The following is a 20,402-nucleotide window of genomic DNA, read 5'->3' as shown; positions in this document are numbered from 1 at the left end:
TTTATTCCCTCCTTATTTTCATAATTTCATCAAGCTCTATAGTTCCATACTCCTCATGGAGCTTTACTGTTAAAGCTAAGGCAAAGGCAGTTATACTGACTGCAACTACTATTCCTGTAAGCATTAGAGCAGTAGGAACGGGATTTACATATCCATATGTACCTTTATGAACATCACTAACTATTGGGGCTTCTTTTCCAAATATAAAGCCCTTTGAAATAAAAAACAGAAATATCGCTGTATCCATAATATTCATTCCAATAATCTTTTTAATAAGATTATTATGTAAAAGTAAAGTAACAAATCCTACTCCAAACAATATAATCGCAGCAGTTTCAAAATAATTAACAAACAATTTATCCATAGCTATACTTCTCCTTCATAAAACAAGCAAAATAAAAAATATATGATAACCGATACTATTATTCCCACTGCTATATTAAGTGGAAGAAGATATCCTCCTGATATTAAATCTCCTGGATTCCCTAGGGGAATTTGAGGAGCTTTTATGTGAGATCCTCCTGTTATAAAACTATAACCCTTTAGTATACCGTAAAATATAAGTGATCCACATATTAATTTTATAAGTCTTTCATAGCTTAATTTTTCCCTTGTCTTTTCTTTACCAAATAATATTCTGTATAAAATTAAACTCGTACCTAGTATAGTTCCCCCTGAAAACCCTCCTCCAGGGGATAAATGTCCAAAGAAAATTACATAAATACCAAATATTTGAATCAAAGGTATTACAATTTTCCCTACTTCCATTAAGATTATATTATTCGTTTTAATCACCACCTATAGATATAAATAAACAACATTAAAACTTAAGATTAATTTCATACGAATTGTTTTTTAAGATTTTTTAAGAACAATTAGAACCACTATTATACCAGTAAACAATACAGTGGCTTCTCCAAAGGTATCAAATGCTCTATAATCCAGTATAATCCCAGTAACTATATTCAACCCTCCTGTATCCTCTATGGAATTTTCTATATATTTATGGGCAACATAATTATTTGATGGATTATTCTCTTTACCAAAGGTGGGAAGTTCATTTACTCCTATAAGTAAAATTAGTATTATGATTAATGTTAAAATAATTGAAATTCCTTTTTTCATCTATTTATTCCCCCTAATTCTCCTGAGAGTAAGAACAAAAAGAAGGGTAGTTATACCTGCACCAACTGCAGCTTCAGTTATAGCAAGATCAGGAGCATTGAGCTGCTGCCATAGAATTGCCATTACAAGACTATATGCCATAAAAACTATAATAGTTCCAAGTAAGCTCTTTATAGTTGATACTGCTATAGAACATCCAATTAGAAATACAAGCATGATTATACTAAATACCTTCATTACATTTTCACCCCGTTTATATATAAAGATAACGAACTCTAAAGTATTATAAATTTCAAAAAAGTAGTGAAATTATTTCAAATTTATTAAACCTTAAAGTGGTTTATCTTTAGTGAAACAAATTGAAAGGTCAATTTATAAACCATAAAAAATCTCAAAATCATATATATTCTTACAATCTATAAAATAAAATCTAGCATTGTTTCACAATCTGTGAATCAAATCTAAAGCTATTTTTCCTTTAATAGTTTCTCTTCTTTACTTTGTAATTAGCCTTAGCTATTAAATGGGTTGCAGTAGGTGAAGTCATCCACAAAAAAATTATTACTAAAGATAGTTTTAAACTTGCAAAGCTCAGTCCTCCATAAAGCATTAATGCAAATAAACAAAGAATAGCTCCAAGCGTATCACATTTTGCTGCACTATGGGCTCTTGTATAAATATCTGGAAATCTTAACAAACCTATAGTTCCAACCAATAGAAAGAACAATCCTCCAGTTAAAGATATACATATCAAAATATTTTTCATGAACTTCACCTCCTATTTTCTATATAATTTGATATTACAATAGAACCAATAAAACTTATTAAGGCGTACACCAGCACTACATCTATAAAATATGTTTCCTTCAAAATATAGGAAATTATTGATATCAATACTACAGTTTTTGTACCGATAACATTAATTGCAATCAATTTATCTGCAGGGCTTGGTCCCTTTAAAGCTCTAATCATACATAATAATATTGTCAAGCTCAAAAAAATTGAAGAAAAAATTAATATTTTTTCAATCATCATAACTGCTCCTCTATCTTTAAAAGTAATTTTTCAAATTTAGAATCTATAACATCAGATGCCTGATCTTTGGTAATACAGTGTACAGTAAACTCATCATCATCTATCTCTATTGTTAAAGTACCTGGAGTTAGAGTTATAGAATTTGCTAAAATCATTTTTAAAAAATCACTCTTTAACTTAGTATTAAATTTTATTATATTAGGACTAATAACAATTTTTCTACTTAAAACTATAATAGCTAACTGAATATTCGCTATAATTATTTCTTTAATAAGTAAAAATAAATAATTAACAAACAATTTCAAATTCCTAAATTTCAGAAAACAATTTCCTTTATAATCCCTATATTTTATTTTATAATTATACATACTTATTAAGAAAGCAATGAATATCCCTATTATTATGACCTGATAGTCAACTTTTTCTGCTAAAATAGTCCAAATAATCAAATACAATACTAATACTTTAAAGAATACCTCTTTTAATTTCATAAAAACCTCCAAAAATTTCAAAATAAAGCCTAAGGTATATTAATGCAAATATCATACCAATATTTTCGAAAGATTTATAACTGTTGCTATAACTTATTTATGCTTGTAAATATAAATAAAAAAAATAAGGGAATGCTTGTAAAAAATCTCCCTTTAAAATAAATATGTTTTATTTTTATACACTTTTTAGATTTGATAACATTTTTTCTGTTTTATTTTAATACACATGTTCTATTTTAGTACATGTTGTAACCCGTATTTATATATTTTTCTATAAAGAGAGCTTCTACTTATTCCCAATACCCTAGATGCCAATGCAATATTCCTGTCAACCTCTGTTACAGTTCTCTCTATGGTGATTTTTTCAACTTCTTCTAAAGAAAGAAGTTTATTTTTTATCCCCAAGGACTCTGTCATATCATTTGATTTCATATAATCAGGTAGATTATTATAGCTTAAAATTTCTCCATTATCAACAATATTTATTATTTGCTGCATAACATTTTGCAGCTCTCTAACATTCCCAGGCCAATTGTAGCTCATCATCCCTCTGTAGAAGCTATCATGTATACCCTCTATTTTTTTATTCATTTTAGCAGAATATTTCTTTATAAAATAATCTATAAAAAGTTTTATATCCTCTTTTCTCTCTCTTAGTGGGGGTATATTAATAGGCATTACATTTAATCTGTAATAAAGATCCTTTCTAAAATTTCCAAGCTCTACTTCCTTCTCTAAATCCTTATGGGTTGCAGCTATTACCCTAACATCTACAGGAATAATTTCATGACCTCCAACTCTTACTACCTCTCTGGTTTCAAGAACCCTTAAAAGATTAGTTTGAGCATCTAGAGGCATATCTCCTATCTCATCAAGAAAAATACTACCTTCATCAGCCAGCTCAAATTTTCCTGTATGACCTCCCCTTTTAGCCCCAGTAAAGGCTCCTTCTACATATCCAAACAACTCACTTGCCACAAGCTCTCTAGGTATAGCACCACAATTTAGAAAAATAAAGGGTTTATTCTTTCTTAAACTGGCATTATGTATAGATTGTGCAAACAACTCTTTTCCAGTACCACTTTCTCCTTTAAGTAAAACTGTTGTATCATTCATTGTACATCTTTTAGCTAATTCTATTACATCTTTAATTTGGGGGCTTTCACCAAGGATATCATTAAACTTAAATCTTGCTTTAGCTCCTACTATTTTATTTACCAAACTATGAATAACCTTAGCTTCATTAAATGTTATAACTACTCCTTCAAGCTTATTTGTTGATAGCTCGTTTATAGGAGTTATATTTGCGATACATAGTAATTTTTTGCCTCTTTTAAGTTTAAAATAAATTTCTTCTTCTTCAAATTTTCTCCCCTTCTTTATTGCTTTCAATATTCTATCACTATAATCTTCAAATAATATATTTTTTATACTTTTCCCAATTATATCTTTTTCTTTTAATAATAATTTTTTTCTTGCAAACAAATTGATATCTGTTACTATTCCCCTGGTATTTATACAAATTAACCCATCTGATATGGATTCCATTATGGCATGAAAGTGCTTAATAGCAATCTCCAATTGTTTATTTATAAGATCCAATTTTAACTGCTTTTCTATTGCCTCTGCCGATGCTACTATCATACCTAAAGTATGGGAATGAACCTTTTCATAGGGCCCTGTCATGCTTAGTATTCCTATTATTTCTCCTTTATTATTCCTAATTGGACAAGCTGAAGAACTCCAGCCATGATATTGTTTGCAAAAATGCTCTGCACCAATGACTTGAACAGGCTTTTTAGTATATAATGCAGTACCAATTGCATTTGTTCCAATTACTTCCTCTTTCACATTACATCCCTTATATATATTTAAACTACCATATTTGTCAAATAAATTCATATCACCTATACATTCAAGTACATAACCATCTTTATCGGTTAATCTAACTAATAATCCAGAGTTGCCAACTATTTTATGAAGACTATTCATGAAAGGTTTAGCTGTCTTTAGAAGAGGTTTAAATTTTTCATACCTTTTATTTATTTCCTTTTCATTTAACTCTATTTTAACTTTTTCTGTGAATGGATCTATCCCATAATTTTTACTTCTTATCCATGAATCAGCAATAAAATTCCTCAAAGCTTTTTTTTCTAGCTTTCCTTTTTTTACATATTGTTCCCATTGCTTATAAATATTTATATTTTTACTTAATAAATCTTTTGTAGGCAATGATATCTCCTCCCTACATTCTTTTTTTTTATATTACTATAAATTAGTACAGTCATCAATTAATATCAAAGATTTTTTTATAACTCTAAAGTTTAAAATGAATTTCGTAAGAAAAGAATGAATACTCCTACATTTTTTATTTGAAATTTATTCAAGCCTAAAGTTCTTTATCTTTAACGTATTTTTTTCTGTTTATAGGGAAAACTTTTATAAAAATACTATATACATTGCATATATAAATCTTGTATTCATTTACAAAATCAATAGTCTTTAAAAGTTCAAATATTACTATGCAAAGCTCATTGCAATGTATTAATTAAGAAAGGGGTATTCTATTGAATTCAATATCGAAGCTTTCAGAAAATACAGTAAATATTAATAATCCTTTAGCCACTTCATATTTTTCTAATATATTTTTATCTTATCTAAAGAACAATTATACCAGTTGTCATGATGAAATAATTATATTATGTATCGGCACCGATAGATCCACAGGGGATTCCCTAGGCCCATTAACTGGATATAAAATCAAAAAAATATTAAATAGATTTGAAAAAGTTCATGTATATGGAACTTTAAATGAACCAGTTCATGCAAAAAATTTAGAAGAAAAAATTGAAAATATTTATTCAGATCATAAAAATCCATTTGTTATTGCCATTGATGCATGTCTTGGTAAAGTTGATAGAGTTGGTTACATAACGGTATCACAGGGCCCAATAAAACCTGGAGCTGGAGTTAAAAAAGTCTTACCACCAGTTGGAGATATACATATAACAGGTATTGTAAATTTAGGAGGATTTATGGAGTATATTGTACTACAAAATACAAGACTAAATCTAGTAATGAATATGGCCGAAACTATTTCAAGTGCAATTTATTTTGGACTTTGGAAATTTTACAAAGAAATCAACAAAAAAATTGAGCAGTTGAATCTAAGTTAACTACTCATTTAAATATATTATCAATTCAAAAACATTATACAGATTAATGCATTATAAATATGTGATCAAGAAATTTAACCTACTCAGGGAATTACTAAAAATTTTTTTGGCTTATTTAATAAACCTGTTTTTTTATATAACTTTGAAGGAAAAAAGCAGGTTTATAAAGCTTTTTTGAAACACATAATTAGAATTATATTCATCTATAATTTGACAAGATTATAATTTCCTATGTGTTATAAAAATTTCTCAAATATTTAATTTATTAATACAACAGGTTAAATTGAATAGTAGTCTTTTTATAATAATGATGTATAACTTCTATTTTCAATTATATTTTCAATTTCATCGGGATGTTTACCTCTAACATCTACTACAAATGCTCCACTGCTCATATCTATTATATTATCAAACATATTTAGATATCCTAATGATCCATTATCACTATTATATAATATTGTATCTACATATCCAGTATATGAATCATCAACTACTTTATATCCTTTTTCAATAAGGCTTTCTTTAATATGTATAGGAACATTATTTAAGGCTATAGTTTTCTTCATCAAAAAACACCTCCTAGAAATATTCTTTCTAAGAGGCCTATTATTTATTCAAAAAACAGTTTATAATTAGACTATCTTATAATTCCTATTTACAATGGCAAATATTATACTTTTATGGGAAAATCACATCTATTCTTGTTTTTTGTATATTAATTTCAGCAGGAATATTTCCAATAATATCTCCATCTGCATTTAGCAATAGAGATTTGTCTCCCAATATCTTTACTTCTTTACCTCTAAAAATTTCTACTTCTTGAAACCTTATATGCTGTCCCTTGAAAACAGTAAAAAAAAGTGAAGCAAATTTAATTTTATTAATCTTATTTACTAAACATATATCTAATAACCCATCATGAAAATCTGCCATAGGGTTTATCTTCATGCCTCCGCCATAATATTTACCATTACTAACTGCAACAAGCTCAATATTTCTTTTTATTTTTTTATTGTCAATAAATATTTCTACCTCTTTATTTTTATACTTTGTCAAAGTTTTAAAAACTCCTATTAAATATGCCAATGGTCCTGAAACATATTGCTTAATAGCTTCAGTTTCTTTCACTATTTCTGCATCAATACCCACACTTGAACAGTTTAGAAAATATCTATTATTTACCATTCCAATATCTACTCTTTTTGTCTTGCCCATCTTAAGAACCTTTAATATTTCATCATGATCCTTAGGCATATTTATCATTCTTGCAAAATCATTTCCTGTTCCAGCAGGCAATATCCCCAATACTATTTTTTCCCTTCTAATACCATTAACCACCTCATAAGCTGTTCCATCTCCTCCCACAGAGATTATATGGGTATATCCCTTATCTATCCCTTCCCTTACAATCTTCTCTCCTTCACCCCTCTGACTAGTTATCTTGACTTCATATTGTATATTATCCTTATCAAAGCTTTCCTTTATTTTAGGAATAATTTCTACTGTTCGTCCTTTTCCAGCAACAGGATTTACTACAAATAAATATTTCTTCATAATCTTCCACACTCGCTATCTCATCTTGAGTTTTATAATTGAGGAAATTGCATAATCATGATTTGGAACAATTACATAATATATATGATATGTTTTCTCCTATAAACCTGTTTAAAATTTAAACAAGTTTATAGGAGGGGCGTAAAAGGATTCTCAGTGTCTACATGAGTAAATTAAACTTTTAAGGGTTTATATCTATATAGATTTCCTATAGCAAAACTTAATTTATGCATACCAAAATATCCGATGCTTCTAGGGATTTTTGATGTGTATAAATTAACTGTTTTGCTGGAATATCTATAAAGATAAAAAACTTTAAAGATTAATAAATTTGTTCCACTATAAATTTTTTCTACCTATATCCCATACTACATTTCTTCATATATCATCCTTACTGCATTTAAAGCCTTATCAATATCTTCTTTGGTATTGAAATATCCAATGCTAAACCTTACAGTTCCTTGTTCAAAAGACCCTAATGTTTTATGGGCCAACGGTGCACAATGCAAACCTGATCTTACTGCAATATCAAAACCTTGATCCAGTACATAGCTTACCTCAGATGAATCTAAATCCCCAATATTTATTGAAATTACAGCCGCCCTTCTTTTTACATCTTTAGGGCCATAAATTTTAATTTCATCAATATTCTTTAGTCCATTTAGCATATATTCAGTTAAATTTTCTTCATGCTTTCTTATATTATCTATACCAATATCTAGAATATATTTTATGCCAGCACCCAGTCCTACAATTCCCGGTGTGTTAGGAGTGCCGCTTTCATATCTATCGGGAACTATTTCTGGCTGTAATAGAGATTCTGATTTGCTACCAGTCCCTCCTTCTTTCATATGATTAAGCTCTATGCCTTGTCTAATATAAAGTCCACCGGTTCCCTGAGGCCCCATAAGGCTTTTATGTCCAGGAAAAGCCAGGAGGTCTATATTCATTTCATTAACATCAATATTATAAACACCTGCTGTTTGAGCTGCATCTACTAAAAATAAAACTCCTCTTTCCTTAGCAATTTTTCCTATTTCTTTTATAGGCATTAATGTTCCTGTAACATTAGAAGCATGGGTTATAACAATTAATTTTGTATTATTTTTGATGGCCCTTTTTAATTCATTAATTTTTATTATACCTTCATGATCACATTCTACTATGGTATTTTCAACACCTATTTTCTCCAATGCCTTTATAGGTCTTATAACTGAATTATGCTCCATACCTGAAGTTATAACATGATCTCCCTTTTTAAGAATACCTTTTATTGCAAGGTTCAACGAATCTGTGGCATTATATGTGAATATAATTTGCATTGGATTATCAATATTGAAAAGCTTACATATCAATTCCCTTGTTTCATATATCCCTCTACCTGCCTTTAAAGCAAGTTTATGTCCTGACCTTCCCGGATTAGCTCCATATTCTCTAAAACACTTATCTACAGCTTTATACACTTCTTCTGGTTTTGGGTAAGAAGTAGCTGCATTATCTAAATAGATCATCGAAACACTTCCTTTTGTAAAATTTTGTGAAACAATCTCAAAACTTAATTTATACATCCTAAAAACATCAATACACCTAGGTTTTTGAGATATATAAATTCACCTTTCAATTTGTTTCACCTTATGTGATAGATTCTATATTTTTTATTTCCTATAAATATATTTTCCCTTTCATAGCAAGAACAGCTCTGCCACCAACCTTTACAATTAAACCTTCACTATCTTTGTTTATTTCTACATGTATTTGACTTGGCCTTTTCATAAAATATCCCTGTTGACATATAATGTCAACTTTTTGCTTTATATTAATTATATCATTGTTAATCAAATAAGCAGCCAAAGCTCCATTTGAAGTTCCAGTGGCAGCTTCTTCATTAATTCCAAAGGCCGGTGCAAAGTTTCTACATGAAACTATCCTTCTATCATAATCTTTAAAAGTAAAAGCGTGCACTCCTACTACATTATGTTTAATACTATAATTTTTTAACTTTTCAAAATCAGGTTTTACTTTCTTTAGTGTATCTATATTTTTTACTGGAAAAATAATATCCACAAGTCCAGTTGAATAAGCCATTGGTAATATTTCGAATTTTTCAAGCCCAACATCACAAATATTTAAACCCATAATATTTGCAATTTCATCGACATTGCCAACATCAAAAATAAATTCAGGCCTTTTTTGTGTCATCATTATTTTCTCCACTTTATTCTCTTTAAAATATATCTCAACAGGTAAAACTCCTGCTAAAGTTTTTTGTTTTACAACTATTTTTTCATCCACAGACTCAATTAGTCCCTCTTTAGCTAAAACAAAAAATGCAGCTATAGTGGCATGACCACATAATTCTATTTCTTCTGTAGGTGTAAAAAATCTTATTTCATAATCAAACTCCTTACCATTAACTTTCTTTACAAATGCAGTTTCTGAAAGAGCCATTTCTTTTGAAATATTAATCATTTTATTTTTATCTAATCCCTCTGTGTCCAAAACAACTCCTGCAGGATTACCTCCAAAAACTGTATCTGTAAATGAGTCTACCTGATAAATTATTTTTTCCATATAACACCTCTTTCACTTTATATGAAAACATATAGTAAATGTTTCACATGAAACATTTACTTTTTCAAAAATTCTATAATTCTCTCCAAATCATCATCACTATAATATTCTATCTCTATTTTTCCTTTTTTCTTTCCATTTACAATATTTACCTTTGTTCCAAGAATCTCCTTTAAACTTTCTTCAATATATACAATAGTACTATCCTTAACTTTATTAACTTTATTAACTTTTTTAACTGCATTATTTTTTCTATTTTTTTCTATAATCCTAGATACAAGCTTCTCCGTTTCTCTAACAGTTAAATCCTCAGTATTGATTTTAAAAGCAATCTCTTTTTGAAGTTTGTCGTCTTCTATTCTTAAAAGTGCTCTTCCATGCCCACTTGAAATTTCACCTTCTATTATCATTTTTTTTGCTTCATCATTTAAATTTAAAAGTCTTAATGTATTTGCAATATAGGGTCTGCTTTTTCCTATAATATTTGCAATTTTATCTTGAGTCATTTTAAATTCTTCATTTAATTTTTTATAAGCTAAAGCTTCTTCTATTTCATTTAAATCTTCTCTTTGTAGATTTTCTATTAAAGAAAGCTCCATCAATTCCTGATTATCTAATTCTTTTATAATACAAGGGATTTCCTTTAATTTTGTATTTTTAGCTGCACGCCATCTTCTTTCTCCTGCAACAATTTCATATCCCTTTTCATGCTTTCTGACTATAATAGGTTGAACTATACCATGATTAGATATTGATTCCTCTAAAGACTTTATCTTATCTTTATCAAAATACTTTCTCGGTTGATTTTTATTAGGCTTTATATCATCAATATTTATCATTTTAACAATTTTTCCATCACTATTTGTATTATCTAATACACTTTCTTCAAATTTATGAGGTATAAGTGCATCTAAACCCTTTCCAAGTCCTCTTTTTGCTTTAGCCAATTAAATCACATCCTCTTCTAGTTCTAAGAATTCTTCGGCAAGTTCATTATAAGCTTCAGCTCCCTTTGACTTAGGATCGTAATCTATTACTGGCATACCATGACTAGGTGCTTCAGCAAGCCTTACATTTCTAGGTATAATTGTTCTATATACCTTGCCTCTAAAATATTTTTTAACTTCATCCACTACCTGTATAGATAAATTTGTTCTGCCATCAAACATGCTCAAAACTACACCCTGAATTTCAAGTGACGGATTAAGATTTTTTTTAACCAATTGTATTGTGTTCATAAGTTGACTTACTCCCTCTAGTGCATAGTATTCACATTGAATAGGTATTATTACACTGTCAACCCCTGTCAAGGAATTAATAGTCAATAAACCCAAGGAAGGAGGACAATCAACAAATATATAATCATATTTATCCCTTATTTTATTAATCATATTTTTAAATATATATTCTCTATTTGATATTTTAGTTAATTCTATTTCAGCTCCAGCCAATTGCACATTTGAAGGAATTATATCAATATTTTTGTAATCAGTTTTTATAATACAATTTTCAATATCATCATCCCCCAATAAGGCATCGTAAATATTTGATTCCGTACTATTTTTATCTATACCAAAACCGCTAGTAGTATTACCTTGGGGGTCTATATCTATAATAAGTATTTTTTTGCCTTTTGTTGCAATACATGCGCTTAAATTTACATTTGTAGTTGTCTTTCCTACCCCTCCTTTTTGGTTAAATAGAGCTATTGCTTTCCCCATAATATTTAATCCCCCTTTAAGGTTATATTTATTATTAACCCTCTACTATATTATATAATATAGTTCCTTTTCTTTATAAAAAATTCCTCCTTTTAAAAAATATATTTTTTAGAAATAATTGAGAAAATTGCATAACTCCAATTTGGCAAAATTACATAATATATATGGTATAGCTTCAGAGATTTCAAAACAATATGTAGTAGTTAGTTTTTTGAAGAAGTAATTATGCAATTTGCTCAATCATATAAATTATTTATCCCTCTCAATAATTTACCTTAACAAAAATATATTCATATTTTCTATTCTCCATTAATAAAAATAAGTATGGTTATTTTTGATATATTAAAAATTAAAATAAATTTTGTTAAAATAATGAACTCTTCTACATTTTTTCAACGAAATTTATTAATCTTCAGAGTAGCAGTACTTTATACTCATAGGAGGAACTATTAATGTGGAAAATTATTTTAACTTCATTTTGGATGGTTTTTATTGCAGAGTTAGGAGATAAAACACAGCTTCAAACAATGTTATTGGCAACTCAAACAAAATCTCCACTAGGTGTTTTTATAGGGGCTTCTCTAGCACTTATTCTTAGTGCTTTAATAGGAGTTCTTGCCAGCACATATATAACAAAGTTAATACCACCTGAATATCTTAAGTTTGGAGCAGGAAGTGCATTTATAATAATAGGTATATTAACTTTATTAGGAAAATTATAAATTATAATCAAAACCTTCTTTTATTCTTCTACTATTTTACAATAATAAGTTCAAAATTAAATAAAAAGAGGAAATTGCATAATTACCTCTTTTTAAAACTAACTACTACATATATTTTTAAAATCTTTAGAATAATACTATATATATTATACAATTGTCCAAATTCCAATTATCTCAAATAAAAAAAACCGCAGCTTTAGCCACGATCTTTACTTCTTTTTTGGTATTTTAACCACAACCTCTATATATTCCCCTTTATCTGCCTGAGTATATTTAGCATCTATCCCTGTATCCCTTATTGCATTATATGCATTTTTTAAAGTGTTTAAATAAATTCTAAAATTTAATGAACTCTTAATTGATTGTCTTCTCTCTGGTTCTTCCGGTCCTTGCAATTTTTCAAGAGTATCTTTTATTAACCTTTCAGTTCTTTTAACATTAAAACCCTTCTCAATCACTATTTCTAATATTTCTTTTTGAATTTTCTCATCCTGTATTTTCAATAAGGCTCTCCCATGTCTTTCTGTAAGATTATTGGATATTAATAAATCCTTAATCTCATCAGAAAGCTTTAAAATTCTCAATTTGTTAGCTATAGTAGATTGATTTTTACCTACTTTTTCAGCTAATTCCTGCTGTGTAAAACCATGTTCATTTATTAACATAAAATATCCTTCAGCTTCTTCTACAAAATTCAAATCTTCCCTCTGAAGATTTTCTATCAAAGCCACAACAGCAGAATCTTCATCACTCATTTCAACTATTATAGCAGGTATTACATCTAAACCAGCTAATTTTGAAGCTCTTAACCTTCTTTCACCAGCAATCAATTCATAATTATCTTCATTTTTTTTCTTAACACTAATAGGTTGTATAACTCCATAAGATTTTATTGAAGAAGAAAGCTCCTCTAACCCTTCTTTACTAAATTTTTTTCTAGGCTGATAAGGATTTGGCTGGATACTATCAATTGATAGATATGTAACCTTATTCTTTAAACTAACATTTTCCATTGTCCACGACCCCTTATATAAATACTTCTAACCTATTTATTCGTCATAAATATTCTACTTCCTTCTTGTTTTTTTATAAAATAGAAGAATTTTTCATTAGCTCTATTAAATGAGATTTTTACATAATTACCTCAAAAAATTTAATAAATATATTTTTCATCTACACTATTGGTTTTTTGGTAGGAGTTCCTGCTTTTCTAGGATACTTCTTAGGAGTTGATTTAATCTTTTTAATAATAATTAAAGTATGGTTTATATCACTAAAGGGCAATTTTACATCTACTTTATCTATTATTTTTCCACCAAGAACGCTTACTGCCTTTTCAGATTTCAAAGCTTCTTCATAAGCCTTGGGTCCTTTTTGTGCAATAAAAAATCCATTGACCTTTACAAAGGGAAGACAATATTCACTAATCACACTTAAATCCGCCACAGCTCTTGCAACGGCAACATCATACTTTTCCCTATAATCTTCCTTTTTTCCATAGTCTTCTGCCCTACCATGTAATAATTCAATATTTTTAAGATTCAACTCTTTACATACCTCATTTAAATATCTAATTCTTTTGTTAAGAGAATCTAATAAAGTTATATTTAAATTTTCATAATAGATATTCAAAGGTATTCCTGGAAAGCCTGCTCCTGTTCCTACATCAATTATCTTTGAATCATTTTTTATAGTACCTGTGATAATACAGGTCAATGAATCTAAAAAATGCTTTATCATTATTTCATTTTTATCAGTTATTCCTGTCAAATTAATCTTTTCATTCCATTGAATTAACAATTCCATATAAGATGAAAATTTTTCTACCATTTTATCATCTATATCCAATCCTATTTCCTTGCCACCCTGCTTTAATATATCTTTGCTATTCATTTTCATTTGCCTTCCTTCTTCTGCTTTGCTCTAGATAAACCAATAATACAGAAATATCTGCTGGAGAAACTCCAGAAATTCTAGAAGCCTGTCCAACTGACAAGGGTTTTATTTCATTTAGCTTTTGCCTTGCTTCTAGTCTTAACCCTTCTATTTTACTGTAATCTAAATTAGAATTCAATCTTTTGCTTTCCAATTTTTTAAATTGGTCAATTTGTCTTAATTGCTTACTTATATATCCTTCATATTTTATTTGTATATTACATTGTCTAGCAATATCCTTTCTTATATCTAGCCTGCTAGTATCAATGTCTTTGATTATATCATAGTTAAGTTCTGGTCTTTTTATAAGATCATATAATAATATGCTGCTATTGATTTTTGAGCTGTTTCTCTTTTCTAAAAAATCATTTACTTCATCAGGTTTTACATATATACTTTTTAGTCTTTCCATTTCTTTTTCAAATTGTAATTTTCTATTGATATATTTCTTATATCTATCTTCTTTAACTAAACCAATTTTATATCCCTTCTCAGTCAATCTAAAATCAGCATTATCCTGTCTTAATATCAGTCTATATTCAGCTCTGGAGGTCATCATTCTATATGGTTCATTCGTACCCTTAGTAACAAGGTCATCAATTAAAACTCCTATATATGCTTCAGATCTGTCTAATACAAAAGGTGACTTTCCTTTTATTTTTAAGACAGCATTTATTCCGGCCATAAGCCCTTGGGCTGCAGCTTCTTCGTATCCTGAAGAGCCATTAAATTGACCTGCAGAAAATAAATTATTAATATTTTTAAACTCAAGCGATAGCTTTAATTCTGTAGGATCAATACAATCATATTCTATAGCATATGCAGGCCTCATAATTTTAACATTCTCAAGTCCAGGTATAGTACTTAAAAATTCTATTTGAACATCCTCTGGTAAGCTTGTAGACATTCCTTGCACATACATTTCATTTGTATCCAAACCTTCAGGTTCTATAAACAATTGATGCCTATCTTTATCAGCAAATCTAACGACTTTATCTTCAATCGATGGACAGTACCTAGGACCCGTTCCCTCAATTTGACCACTATACATGGCTGATCTATGTAAATTTTTATTTATAATTTCATGGGTTTTATTATTTGTATAACTGAGCCAACAGGATACTTGATCCTTTTTCAGCTCATCATTCATAAAAGATAAGGGTATAATCTCCTCATCCCCTGGCTGTTCAATCATTTTACTAAAATCTAAGGTTTTTCTATCTACCCTTGCCGGTGTTCCAGTTTTAAATCGCCTTAGTTTAATACCAACCTTTACAAGACTTTCAGTAAGTTTTAATGATGGAGCTAATCCGTTTGGACCACTTTCATAATTAGATGAACCTATAAAAATTCTTCCACCCAAATATGTGCCTGTTGCCAATATCACAGTTTTACTATAATATATAGACCCGGATCTTAATACTACTCCCTTTACCTCATTTTCCTCAATTATAATTTCTACAACTTCACCTTGTTTTACATCCAGGTTTTCTTCATTTTCTAAAGTCTTTTTCATCTCCCTGTGATATAGATTTTTATCGGCCTGGGTCCTTAGGGAATGAACTGCCGGGCCCTTAGCAGTATTGAGCATTCTACTTTGAATAAATGCCTTATCAATAGTTAAACCCATTTCTCCACCTAAAGCATCTATTTCCCTTACAAGATGTCCCTTTCCCGTTCCTCCTATAGATGGATTACAGGGCATCATAGCTATAGAATCAAGATTTATAGATAGAATCAAAGTTTTTTGCCCAAGCCTTGCAGATGCCAACGCTGCTTCACATCCTGCATGTCCAGCACCTACAACAATAACATCATATTTACCTGCTTCAAATTTTTCAATCATAAATCAACCTCCATAAACTTTTACTTACCTAAACAGAAATTACTAAATATTTTATCTACAATATCATCGTCAACTGTATCTCCTGTTATCTCTCCTAAAAAATCATAGCAATCCTTTATATCAACTTCTATTAAATCATATGGTAGATTTTGATTTGCAGCTTCTATGCCATCTGAAATGCTTTTTAAAGCTTTTTCAAGAGAGCTTTTATGTCTTACATTTGTGATAAAAGAGCTGTCCCTTGACTTAATATTCCCACCATAAACCATATTTACTATTTCATCTTCAATTTCATCTAAGCCCTTTTCTTCTAAAATTGATATTTTTATTACTCTTTGATTAGGTAATAATCCTTCAAGCTTCTTTTCATCAACCCTCTGAGGTAAATCGGTTTTATTTAACAGAACTATTGCTTTTCTATGCTTAATATGTTCAATTATTTCCATATCCTCCTTAGTTAAATCTTCAGAAGCATCTAAAACTAATATAATTAGATCTCCCCTATTAAAAAATTCTTTACTTCTTTCCACACCAATTTTTTCTACTAAATCCTCTGTATCTCTAATTCCAGCAGTATCCACAATCTTTAATGGGATCCCTTTAATACTAAGATACTCTTCAATAACATCCCTTGTAGTTCCTGGAACATCAGTAACTATAGCCCTTGATTCCCTAAGTAAGGCATTTAAAAGAGATGATTTACCTACATTTGGTTTCCCAATGATTACAGTATTTAACCCTTCTCTAATTATTTTTCCCGTTTCAGATGTCTTTAAAAGCCTTTCAATCTCATCCTTAATGGTTTCCATATTAGATAAAAGCTGGGAATATGTTATTTCCTGAATATCTTCCTCAGTATAATCTATACTAACATGTAAATGAGCTAAGGTTTCTAATATAATCTCTCTAAGTTTTTTCACATTTTTAGATAGATTTCCTTCAAGCTGACTTAAAGCCACATCAAACCCCTTATCAGTTTTAGCACTTATTAAGTCCATTACTGCCTCTGCTTGAGCTAAGTCTATCCTGCCATTTAAAAAAGCTCTTTTAGTAAATTCTCCAGGCTCAGCCATCCTTACACCATTTTTTAATACAAGATGTAATATATTTCTTGTTGGTACTATTCCACCATGACAATTAATTTCTACTATATCTTCCTTGGTGTATGTATAGGGAGCTTTCATATATACCACTAAAACTTCATCTAATACTTTATTTCTTTCTTTATCAAATATATGTCCATATACCATTTTTCTTTGAGGATATTCCTTTATACTAATTCCTTTTTTAGACCTAAAAATTCCATCTAAAACATTTATAGCCTCTGGACCACTTATTCTAATTATACTTATTCCTGCTTCACCTAAAGCAGTGGCAATAGCAGTTATAGTATCATCGATCATATTGTTCACCTCACTAACTAGCAGTCATTATTATTATTCCAATTTTAACACAAAACAATAACAAAACCCAGTATTTATACTGGGTTTTAAAATAATTCTTTAGCCTTAACGATAGATTTCTTTTAGAGCTTATTTTAAAGTTCTAGTGATTTTATCTATAACTATTTAAGATATACAACAACTTTCCTATTTGGTTCATCTCCTTGACTTCTAGTACCCACATAAGGATTGCTTTGAAGTGCTGAATGTATAATTCTTCTTTCATATGGATTCATAGGATCAAGGGTTATACTCTTTCTATATTTTTTCACTTTGTAGGCCAATTTATTAGCCAGTTTTATTAATGTTTGCTCTCTTTTTCTTCTATAATTTTCAGTATCCAATATGACTCTTACATAATCTGAATCCCCATTATTAATTACTAGGCTTACCAAATACTGTAATGAATCTAGAGTTTGTCCTCTTCTTCCAATTAATATTGCAGCATTTTTCCCAACTATTTCTATATGAAGATTATTATTTTTCAATTCTGCTTTAAGAACCGCGGGTATCTTCATACAATCTAAAACTTTTTCCAAAAAATTAGTGGCCTTTTCTACAGGATCATTCTTTAAAGTCACTCTAACCTTGGCATTTTTACTTCCAAATAGTCCAAATAAACCTTTACTGGGCTCTTCAAGAACCTCAACTTCAACTCTATCTCTAGTAGTATTTAGCTGAGCTAATGCACCACTTATTGCTTCTGCAATAGTTTTATCCATATTTTCCACAGACTTCATATTTTTTTACTCCTCCTTAAGCTTTACACCTTTAGGTAATAAAAGCTGTTGAGCCATTTGGAATAAATTACTTATAACCCAATATAAAGTAAGTCCTGCTGGGAAACTTTTACCCCACCATAAAATCATTAGTGGTAAAAGTAAATTCATAGTCTTCATGGCTTGCGGCTGATCAGCTTGATTTGCAGCACTATTCATAGTATTCATTGAAAGGTAAGTAGAAACTGCAGCTATAATTGGTAATATACCAGGTACTTCAAAACCTCCTAACATAAAAACATCAGGATCAACTAAATTTTGTAACCATAAAAAAGGAGCATCAGTCGCTATACTTGCAAGAGCTTCTTTACCCTTGAAAACGTATTCAACAGGATTTCTAAGGGCTCCAAACAATCCAAAAAGAATGGGCATTTGAATAATTAATGGTAAACATCCACCTAAAGGATTAATTTTATGTTCTGAATAGAGTTCCATCATCTTTTTGTTTAAAGTTTCTTTATCATTTTTATACTTATCTTGTAACTTTTTCAATTCCGGTTGTATTTTTTGCATCTCTTTTGTTTGTTTTACTTGATTTAAAGTAAGAGGTAATAACAATACTTTAACTATTACCGTAAATAATATTATAGCTATAGCGTAATTATTTACTATATTATAGATGAAAAATAATAATGAACCTAATGGTTTTGCAATCAATTCTTTACCCCCTATCGTTTATATACTAATTTTTCATAGTTTTTTCAATTCCTAAATTTTATCATTTCAAAGGATCATATCCTCCTGGATGGAAGGGATGACACTTTAGTATTCTAATCAAACTTAATCTTAACCCCTTTAAAGCTCCATACTTATTAATGGCACTGAGGGCATATTGGGAACAAGTTGGATAAAATCTACAGCTTGGCTTTTTAAGAGGTGATATATACTTTCTATATATCTTTATTAAAATTATTAAAATTTTTTTCAAAATAACACCTTTTTTCCTCAATAAGATATTAGAATTGAAATAAATATTATATTTATTATACTTTGAAGTTAATTATTATTAATTCATATAAATTTTTGATTTTTTCATAACTCTTCTTATTGATTTTTCAACATCATAATAATCTGCATCATTTATAGCCACCCTAGCTATAAAAACAATATCATAGCCAATTTTTATATCACGACTATTGTTTCTAAAGCTTTCCTTCATAAGTCTTCTGGCCCTATTTCTTTTAACACTATTTCCAACTTTTTTACTTGCTGTAAAACCAACCCTTGTCACATTACTGAAGTTTTTGCATAAATAAATTACAACAAATTTATCTGCAAAAGACTTCCCTTTTTTATAAACATTTTTAAAATCTGTATTCTTTTTTAGCCTTTCTATTTGAGCCATAAGGTTTTCTTTCCAAACCTCCTTAACAATAACCAACTCCAAAATATAATAAAGTATGATGCTGGTCATCTATAATTACAGAAAAAGGCCACTATTAGCGGCCTTAAGCAGTCAATTTCTTTCTACCTTTTTTCCTACGTCTTTTAATAACATTTCTACCTGCTTTACTACTCATTCTTTTTCTAAAACCATGTTCTTTTTTTCTTTGTCTTCGCTTAGGCTGATAAGTTCTTTTCAATTCCTACACCTCCTTCGAATTTTGCGTATGTATCTATATATTAAACTTATATTCATATAGTAAAAGTCCGCTAAATAATTATACCCTTATAACTATTACATGTCAAGGATTTTATTAAATTTAAAGATATTCATAATCATATGTATTTACCATAACAAAACTTAATTTGTAAATAACAAAATCTCTAGAGTTTCTGAGGAGTTTTGATATGTATAAATTAACTCTTTATCATAGTTCTTATATATCGTGCCTTTTTAATATTTCCTTTTCGTTCATATAATAAACTCGTTTTTCTATATAGTTTTGAAGGAGAAAATATAAAAAGGTCTTTTATATAAGATTTACATAGTAAAACTTGATTTATACATGTACAAATATTTAAGATTTTTGGGAATTTTGAACATGTATAAAATTAAAGTCTT

25 protein-coding genes are annotated in these 20,402 nt (G+C 29.1%); 2 read left to right on the top strand and 23 right to left on the bottom strand.

Going from position 1 to position 20,402, the window contains the following annotated elements; genetic code table 11:
* Position 1 precedes the first annotated feature (1 nt).
* The 8 genes from B5X81_RS23925 to B5X81_RS23890 form a co-directional block, all read right to left on the bottom strand.
* A complete protein-coding gene (locus B5X81_RS23925) occupies positions 2 to 364 on the bottom strand; it encodes a sodium:proton antiporter (protein ID WP_079495549.1) in 363 nt (120 codons plus the stop codon).
* Positions 365 to 366: 2 nt separating this feature from the next.
* Entirely contained in the window at positions 367 to 768 is a 402-nt protein-coding gene (locus B5X81_RS23920) for an MnhB domain-containing protein (RefSeq protein WP_079495547.1), read from the bottom strand.
* A gap of 87 nt (positions 769 to 855) precedes the next feature.
* On the bottom strand, positions 856 to 1,125 hold the full coding sequence (gene mbhE / locus B5X81_RS23915; RefSeq protein ID WP_079495546.1) for a hydrogen gas-evolving membrane-bound hydrogenase subunit E: 270 nt from the start codon (positions 1,123 to 1,125) through the stop codon (positions 856 to 858).
* The gene (locus B5X81_RS23910; protein ID WP_079495544.1) at positions 1,126 to 1,362 is read right to left on the bottom strand and encodes a hydrogenase subunit MbhD domain-containing protein; all 237 of its coding nucleotides are present in this window, start codon (positions 1,360 to 1,362) and stop codon (positions 1,126 to 1,128) included.
* Positions 1,363 to 1,603: 241 nt separating this feature from the next.
* The gene (gene mnhG / locus B5X81_RS23905) at positions 1,604 to 1,891 is read right to left on the bottom strand and encodes a monovalent cation/H(+) antiporter subunit G (RefSeq protein ID WP_079495543.1); all 288 of its coding nucleotides are present in this window, start codon (positions 1,889 to 1,891) and stop codon (positions 1,604 to 1,606) included.
* Positions 1,892 to 1,896: 5 nt separating this feature from the next.
* Positions 1,897 to 2,157 (bottom strand): monovalent cation/H+ antiporter complex subunit F, encoded by a 261-nt coding sequence (locus tag B5X81_RS23900; RefSeq protein WP_170917581.1) that lies wholly within the window; start codon positions 2,155 to 2,157, stop codon positions 1,897 to 1,899.
* Positions 2,157 to 2,651 carry a Na+/H+ antiporter subunit E gene (locus B5X81_RS23895; protein ID WP_079495540.1) on the bottom strand — a complete coding sequence of 165 codons (495 nt, stop codon included), beginning with the start codon at positions 2,649 to 2,651 and terminating at the stop codon, positions 2,157 to 2,159. The genes B5X81_RS23900 and B5X81_RS23895 overlap by 1 nt, the downstream gene beginning before the upstream one ends.
* Positions 2,652 to 2,882: 231 nt before the next feature.
* Entirely contained in the window at positions 2,883 to 4,883 is a 2,001-nt protein-coding gene (locus B5X81_RS23890) for a sigma-54-dependent Fis family transcriptional regulator (protein ID WP_079495538.1), read from the bottom strand.
* Between the two features lie 335 nt (positions 4,884 to 5,218).
* Here B5X81_RS23890 and yyaC point away from each other — a divergent pair, with 335 nt between their 5' ends.
* Positions 5,219 to 5,827, top strand: coding sequence for a spore protease YyaC (yyaC, locus tag B5X81_RS23885; RefSeq protein WP_139380458.1), 609 nt, complete (start codon positions 5,219 to 5,221; stop codon positions 5,825 to 5,827).
* 299 nt (positions 5,828 to 6,126) lie between these two features.
* Here the strand turns inward: yyaC and B5X81_RS23880 are convergent, their stop codons facing one another.
* From B5X81_RS23880 to B5X81_RS23855, 6 genes are all read right to left on the bottom strand, one after another.
* A complete protein-coding gene (locus B5X81_RS23880) occupies positions 6,127 to 6,393 on the bottom strand; it encodes a YkuS family protein (RefSeq protein ID WP_079495535.1) in 267 nt (88 codons plus the stop codon).
* A 112-nt stretch (positions 6,394 to 6,505) separates the two neighbouring features.
* On the bottom strand, positions 6,506 to 7,381 hold the full coding sequence (locus tag B5X81_RS23875; RefSeq protein ID WP_079495534.1) for a diacylglycerol/lipid kinase family protein: 876 nt from the start codon (positions 7,379 to 7,381) through the stop codon (positions 6,506 to 6,508).
* 368 nt (positions 7,382 to 7,749) lie between these two features.
* Positions 7,750 to 8,892, bottom strand: coding sequence for an aminotransferase class V-fold PLP-dependent enzyme (locus tag B5X81_RS23870; RefSeq protein ID WP_079495532.1), 1,143 nt, complete (start codon positions 8,890 to 8,892; stop codon positions 7,750 to 7,752).
* A 151-nt stretch (positions 8,893 to 9,043) separates the two neighbouring features.
* Positions 9,044 to 9,952, bottom strand: a complete 909-nt coding sequence (locus tag B5X81_RS23865) for a PhzF family phenazine biosynthesis protein (RefSeq protein WP_079495531.1) — start codon at positions 9,950 to 9,952, stop codon at positions 9,044 to 9,046.
* 56 nt (positions 9,953 to 10,008) lie between these two features.
* Positions 10,009 to 10,899 (bottom strand): ParB/RepB/Spo0J family partition protein, encoded by an 891-nt coding sequence (locus tag B5X81_RS23860; protein ID WP_079495529.1) that lies wholly within the window; start codon positions 10,897 to 10,899, stop codon positions 10,009 to 10,011.
* Complete coding sequence (locus B5X81_RS23855; RefSeq protein WP_079495528.1) at positions 10,900 to 11,673, bottom strand: ParA family protein; 774 nt, start codon at positions 11,671 to 11,673, stop codon at positions 10,900 to 10,902.
* A gap of 452 nt (positions 11,674 to 12,125) precedes the next feature.
* Between B5X81_RS23855 and B5X81_RS23850 the strand changes: the two genes are divergently transcribed.
* Positions 12,126 to 12,395 (top strand): TMEM165/GDT1 family protein, encoded by a 270-nt coding sequence (locus B5X81_RS23850; protein ID WP_079495527.1) that lies wholly within the window; start codon positions 12,126 to 12,128, stop codon positions 12,393 to 12,395.
* Between the two features lie 209 nt (positions 12,396 to 12,604).
* Here the strand turns inward: B5X81_RS23850 and noc are convergent, their stop codons facing one another.
* The 9 genes from noc to rpmH all read right to left on the bottom strand — a co-directional run bounded on the left by noc (position 12,605) and on the right by rpmH (position 19,980).
* On the bottom strand, positions 12,605 to 13,408 hold the full coding sequence (gene noc, locus B5X81_RS23845) for a nucleoid occlusion protein (protein ID WP_079495525.1): 804 nt from the start codon (positions 13,406 to 13,408) through the stop codon (positions 12,605 to 12,607).
* A 160-nt stretch (positions 13,409 to 13,568) separates the two neighbouring features.
* Positions 13,569 to 14,294: a 16S rRNA (guanine(527)-N(7))-methyltransferase RsmG gene (gene rsmG / locus B5X81_RS23840; RefSeq protein ID WP_330397446.1), complete on the bottom strand. Its 726-nt coding sequence runs from the start codon at positions 14,292 to 14,294 to the stop codon at positions 13,569 to 13,571.
* Positions 14,281 to 16,176, bottom strand: a complete 1,896-nt coding sequence (gene mnmG / locus B5X81_RS23835) for a tRNA uridine-5-carboxymethylaminomethyl(34) synthesis enzyme MnmG (RefSeq protein ID WP_079495524.1) — start codon at positions 16,174 to 16,176, stop codon at positions 14,281 to 14,283. Before mnmG ends, rsmG begins: the two co-directional genes overlap by 14 nt.
* Positions 16,177 to 16,196: 20 nt before the next feature.
* Positions 16,197 to 17,579, bottom strand: coding sequence for a tRNA uridine-5-carboxymethylaminomethyl(34) synthesis GTPase MnmE (mnmE, locus tag B5X81_RS23830; RefSeq protein ID WP_079495523.1), 1,383 nt, complete (start codon positions 17,577 to 17,579; stop codon positions 16,197 to 16,199).
* Positions 17,580 to 17,740: 161 nt separating this feature from the next.
* A complete protein-coding gene (gene jag, locus B5X81_RS23825) occupies positions 17,741 to 18,358 on the bottom strand; it encodes an RNA-binding cell elongation regulator Jag/EloR (RefSeq protein WP_079495521.1) in 618 nt (205 codons plus the stop codon).
* 6 nt (positions 18,359 to 18,364) lie between these two features.
* The gene (locus B5X81_RS23820; RefSeq protein ID WP_079495519.1) at positions 18,365 to 19,054 is read right to left on the bottom strand and encodes a YidC/Oxa1 family membrane protein insertase; all 690 of its coding nucleotides are present in this window, start codon (positions 19,052 to 19,054) and stop codon (positions 18,365 to 18,367) included.
* Positions 19,055 to 19,115: 61 nt separating this feature from the next.
* On the bottom strand, positions 19,116 to 19,325 hold the full coding sequence (yidD, locus tag B5X81_RS23815) for a membrane protein insertion efficiency factor YidD (RefSeq protein ID WP_170917580.1): 210 nt from the start codon (positions 19,323 to 19,325) through the stop codon (positions 19,116 to 19,118).
* Positions 19,326 to 19,403: 78 nt separating this feature from the next.
* Positions 19,404 to 19,742 (bottom strand): ribonuclease P protein component, encoded by a 339-nt coding sequence (gene rnpA, locus B5X81_RS23810; protein ID WP_079495516.1) that lies wholly within the window; start codon positions 19,740 to 19,742, stop codon positions 19,404 to 19,406.
* Positions 19,743 to 19,845: 103 nt separating this feature from the next.
* Positions 19,846 to 19,980, bottom strand: coding sequence for a 50S ribosomal protein L34 (gene rpmH, locus B5X81_RS23805; RefSeq protein WP_079495515.1), 135 nt, complete (start codon positions 19,978 to 19,980; stop codon positions 19,846 to 19,848).
* Between the last annotated feature and the right edge of the window lie 422 nt (positions 19,981 to 20,402).

This window comes from Maledivibacter halophilus (genome assembly GCF_900167445.1).
GTDB lineage: Bacteria > Bacillota > Clostridia > Peptostreptococcales > Caminicellaceae > Maledivibacter > Maledivibacter halophilus.
The sequence above is the reverse complement of the archived record's forward strand: the minus strand, read 5'-3'. Positions and strand labels throughout refer to the sequence as shown.